General features: G+C 58.2%; 5 protein-coding genes. All 5 read right to left on the bottom strand.

Annotated elements, in window-relative coordinates:
* Positions 1 to 367, bottom strand: a 367-nt coding sequence (locus H7A81_RS25980; protein WP_182059194.1) for a VOC family protein, incomplete at its 3' end; no start/stop codon positions are given.
* A gap of 23 nt (positions 368 to 390) precedes the next feature.
* Positions 391 to 762 (bottom strand): peptidase dimerization domain-containing protein, encoded by a 372-nt coding sequence (locus H7A81_RS25985; RefSeq protein WP_370529997.1) that lies wholly within the window; start codon positions 760 to 762, stop codon positions 391 to 393.
* 2 nt (positions 763 to 764) lie between these two features.
* Positions 765 to 1,868 (bottom strand): alkylhydroperoxidase domain protein, encoded by a 1,104-nt coding sequence (locus tag H7A81_RS25990; protein ID WP_182059196.1) that lies wholly within the window; start codon positions 1,866 to 1,868, stop codon positions 765 to 767.
* Between the two features lie 12 nt (positions 1,869 to 1,880).
* Positions 1,881 to 2,885 (bottom strand): putative FMN-dependent luciferase-like monooxygenase, encoded by a 1,005-nt coding sequence (locus H7A81_RS25995; protein WP_182059197.1) that lies wholly within the window; start codon positions 2,883 to 2,885, stop codon positions 1,881 to 1,883.
* Complete coding sequence (locus H7A81_RS26000; RefSeq protein WP_182059198.1) at positions 2,882 to 4,492, bottom strand: ABC transporter ATP-binding protein; 1,611 nt, start codon at positions 4,490 to 4,492, stop codon at positions 2,882 to 2,884. Before H7A81_RS26000 ends, H7A81_RS25995 begins: the two co-directional genes overlap by 4 nt.
* Positions 4,493 to 4,521: the final 29 nt, after the last annotated feature.

Consider the following 4,521-nt stretch of genomic DNA (forward strand, 5'->3'; position numbering starts at 1 on the left):
GATCCTCATTGCCATCCGGCAACTGCACCGGACGGAAGAAGCTGGCAGGCAGAACGCCATCAATGTCCTGGCTCTCAAGATAACGCCATACTGCATCGGCATCCTCGGTCTTCCACACCAACCCGCTCAGGCCAATGGGTGACTGCCACACATCCTGACGTAAACTGGCACGCCCCGGCTCGAAGCCGAGCAGCTCAAGATAGTTATCACCAAACACGGCCAGATGGTTACTGGATCCGAGCGAATGATGGCCGCGTTCGGTGAGCTGAAACCCCAACCGACGAAACAGCGCACTGGCCTCATCTAATTGATCGGCCACGTTGATCACCACGTGATCCAGCCGGGGAATCGGTACGGGAATCGCCATCGCTTTCCTCCTTGCTCTTATGGTCACCGCGCCCATGCTGGCGCGTCCGGTTCGGATGCTGACAGTGGCTGCCAGTTGACGTGCGTTTCCGCGCCAAAACCGGCGGCAATGCCGGCAATCAAGGTGGTGATTTGCGTATCGGTGTGCTGATCCTGACTGCGCACGATGCCCTCGATCTCCGCCGTCTGAGGCAGCACATTCCAGCTATTACCCGCCGTTAAACGCGTAACGCCAAGCGTCCATTGGCGATGACGACTGGGGAGTGCATAGAGCGCGGAAATGATATGGCTGCCGATCACAATCACATCAATGCCTTCATGTGGCCGTGCGGCATGCGCACCTTTACCGGTCAGGGTGATGTGAAAATGTTGGGTGGAGTGGGTTTGCCCGGTCATGGTCATCCTTGTGAGTGTTCAGGTAAAAAAGGCTCGCCCAGCGTCAACATCAAACGGTTTGCCCAGGCAAAGAAAGCAGCGGACTGGATCACATCAAGCAGTTCCAGCGTGGTGAAGCCCTGATCGCGTAATGTCTGCACCTGTTGCAGGCTGGCGGCAGCGGGGGTAATGGAAAGTGTCGCAGCCAGGTCAATCATCGCGGCCCAGCGTGGTGACTGGCCGTGTGCCAACTCTGCGCCCGGTGCCACATTCAGCAGCTTTTGTACTGCCGCATCGTCTTTTGATAACTGGCTGGCTTTGCGCGCATGGACAGAGGCGCAGAAGATGCAGCCATTCACTTTACTGACCACGGTGGCCGCCAGTTCACGCTCGGCACGCGGCAATCCGCCAGCGGTGTAAAAGATGCCTTTGTCGGTCAGCGTGCGCTGTTCCAGCAGCGGCAGATGGCGTGCCAGCAGGCGGAAGTAATCGGAGTCGCTGTGGCCGTTTTTCTTCAACGTAGCCTGTTCATCGGCGGTAAATTCGTTGAGCGGTTTGGCTGCCAGCCAGGGTTCCCAGCCTAACTCTTGCTGGGTAAAGGCGGTGAGGGCGGTTTGGCCGCTCAACGTCAACGGTGCATCGTGCCACTTGCCAGCCACGGCGTGCGCCTGCGTATCACTCTGCTCGCCGTTGAGCAGGCGTAAGCCGGTCAGTAGACGACTTTGAAAGCTCACAAAGGCGATTAACTGTGCGAGGGTGACGATGCCACGCGGCGTCCAGCCAGCGCTTTGCAGGTTTTGAATGTGTTTGGGCGCTGCATCCACCGGGTGCAGGCTGAGCAGTTCGGCAAAGGCGTGACCGGCCGCAAAACGCGCGTCATGTGCCTTGTTGTTCACCTGTTGCTGATAATGCGCCTGTAAGCGGGGGGCGCCGTGCCAGTCGGCGACCTGTGCGGCGAAGGCAAACCGCCATTGTAGCGGAAGGTCTGCATCATCTTCACCAAACAGCACCTCATAGCTGCCTTGCGTGTGCTGAGTGGCAGCATGGCGCTCGTTGCGTGCTAAAGCGAGTTCCGAGGCAGGATCGATATCCGCTAAGGCGGCCAGTAAATCAACGGGTTGAGGCATCATTTTCTCCTGTTAAGCCTGTTCCAGAGCACGTAGCTCAGGGGCGATGTGATCAGCGATTAATTCAATCGAACGCAGAATGTCGGCGTGTGGCGGATCGATTGAGTGCACCTGGAAGGTGATATCGGTGACACGTTGCAGGGTTGAGTCGGCGCGCAATGACGCCAGGACGGAAGGTGCATCGCCAAAGTGCGCATCAAGCTGACGCGCATGGCTTTCCAGCGTATGTCCGGTGATGACGTGGCCAGCAGCCTGAAACTGCTCAGCCTGGCGCCGCAATCCTGGCTCTGCGAGACGACGCGCATAGTCATTTGAATCGGCAACAAACGCGGTGCGCGAGGCGAGGATGCGCGGTGAAATACCGGCCGGCAGCGCGGCCAGATAGGCATCGATCATCGAATTTTGTATCGCCTCCAGCGGCAAATCTGGCTGGTCTGGCGGACGGGGTTGCGTGCGTGACAACATCAAGCCATGGCCAGCGGCACCTGCTCGCGCCGCACCTTCAACCGAGAATGTGGCGATCCACACGCGCTGTGCCAGCGTTGGCGCGGGCGGGTAGAGATGATTATCCGGGTGCGCGAGGGTATCGCCTCGCCAGGCGCTAAGCAGCGTGTGCAGCTGGTCGGCAAACACGCTGGCGCGTTGATCGATGGTCAAGCCAAAGGGCAGGAAAGAGGTTTTTGTGCCGCCCGATCCCAATCCGACTTCCAGCCGCTCATGACTGAGCAGGTCTAATACGGCGGCATCCTCTGCCACGCGCAGCGCGTTTTCCATCGCCAGCGTAATAATGCCAGTGCCAAGACGGATCGTGCGGGTGTACGCGGCCACGTGGGCGAGGAAGACCAGTGGCGCAGGCAGACCGCCTTCCTTCTCATGGAAATGATGCTGAGCGATCCAGGCGCTGTCGAATCCTAAACGTTCAGCGTGCTGGATCTGTTCGGTGGCGAGGCGATAGCGCTCCTGCGCCGATACCTCATCCAGCAGGCGAGTGAAAAAGCCAATGCGTTTACGCGTCATGCAGACTCCTTAATCAGCGGACGGATAGCGGGGATGGCGTCAATCAGTGCACGGGTATAAGTATGCTGAGGTGCGTTAAATAATGTGACGGTGTCACCTTGTTCAACCACTTCCCCCGCCCTCAGTACGGTCACGCTATGCGCAATGCGTCGCACCGTAGCGAGATCGTGGGTGATAAACAGATAGGTTAATCCCAGTTCCTGTTGCAGCTGTTGCAACAACTGCAGGATTTGCGCCTGTACAGTGACATCCAGTGCCGAGGTGGCTTCATCCAGCACCAGTATCGCCGGTTGCAGGATCAGTGCGCGCGCAATCGCCACGCGCTGGCGTTGACCTCCGGAGAGTTCACGCGGTTTACGGGTCAGCAATTCCAGTGGCAGTGCCACTCGCTCAGCCACGGCTTCAACCCGCTGGCGACGATCATCGGCACTGAGTTTTTCGAAATTACGCAGCGGTTCTTCAATAATGGCGAACAGCGTCTGGCGCGGATCCAGTGATGCAAACGGATTCTGATACACGAACTGGATTTTGCGTCGGAGTTGGCGCAGCTCTTCACCGCGCAGCGCACTGGCATCAATGCCGTCAATCACCACGCGTCCGCTGTCAGCCTGTTCAAATCCCAGCAGAATGCGCGCCAGCGTGGTTTTACCAGAGCCGGATTCACCGACCAGTGCGTGCGTGGTGCCGCGTGGCACTGTCAGGCTGACCTGTCTGGCGACCTGTAACTGCTGCTGTTTACCGAGTGAGAACTGCTTGTTGATGACTGAAAGCTGGATCGCGGGTGTCGAAAACTTTGCTCCAGGTGAAATCGCCAGCGCCGTGTGGTCCGGTGAAGCATCCTGCAGCAGCTGGCGCGTGTAAGGGTGCTTTGGCGCATTAAACACCTGAGCGGCTGGCCCTTGTTCCTGAATCTCGCCGTGACGGAATACCAGCAACCGGTCGGCGCGTTCAGCCGCCAGCGCCAGATCGTGCGTGACAAACAACACCGCGGTACCCGACTCACGGCGCAGCACATCCAGCAGATCCAGAATGCGTTTCTGCACCGTGACATCCAGCGCGCTGGTGGGCTCATCCGCGATGATAATTTGCGGTCGCAAGGCGAGGGCGATCGCAATCAATACCCGCTGCTTCATGCCGCCAGAAAGCTGATGCGGATACTGCGTCAGTCGCTGTTGCGGATGGCTCAACCCGACTTTTTCCAACAGTTCCAGTACACGCTGCTGGCGCTCAGACTTGCTGATTTTCTGATGCAGTTGCAGCATCTCACCCACCTGATCGCCGATGGTTTTCACCGGGTTAAGTGAGTTGCCGGGATCCTGCGGCACCAGACTGATACTGACGCCGCGCAGGCTGTTCATTCGTTTAGCTGACCAGTCGGCAATATCGGTGCCGTTTAATACGATCTTTCCGCTGTCGCGGCGACCATTTTCGGCCAGCAGGCCAATGATCGCCTGTGCGGTGGTGGTTTTACCGGATCCTGACTCGCCGACTAATGCCACCATTTCACCTGCCTGCAAGGTGAAGCTCACGTTGTGCACCACTTCACGCCACTGCCCGCGCTGTTGATAGCTCAGCGAAAGATTTTCTATTGCGAGTAATGCACTCATACGCCACCTCCGGCGATCTGTTGACTAAT

The organism is Pantoea sp. ME81 (genome assembly GCF_903970985.1).
Classification (GTDB): domain Bacteria; phylum Pseudomonadota; class Gammaproteobacteria; order Enterobacterales; family Enterobacteriaceae; genus Pantoea; species Pantoea communis.

Coding starts and splice junctions, on each gene's coding strand:
- H7A81_RS25985 (WP_370529997.1), bottom strand. CDS start 762: ATGACCGGGCAAACCCACTCCACCCAACATTTTCACATCACCCTGACC.
- H7A81_RS25990 (WP_182059196.1), bottom strand. CDS start 1,868: ATGCCTCAACCCGTTGATTTACTGGCCGCCTTAGCGGATATCGATCCT.
- H7A81_RS25995 (WP_182059197.1), bottom strand. CDS start 2,885: ATGACGCGTAAACGCATTGGCTTTTTCACTCGCCTGCTGGATGAGGTA.
- H7A81_RS26000 (WP_182059198.1), bottom strand. CDS start 4,492: ATGAGTGCATTACTCGCAATAGAAAATCTTTCGCTGAGCTATCAACAG.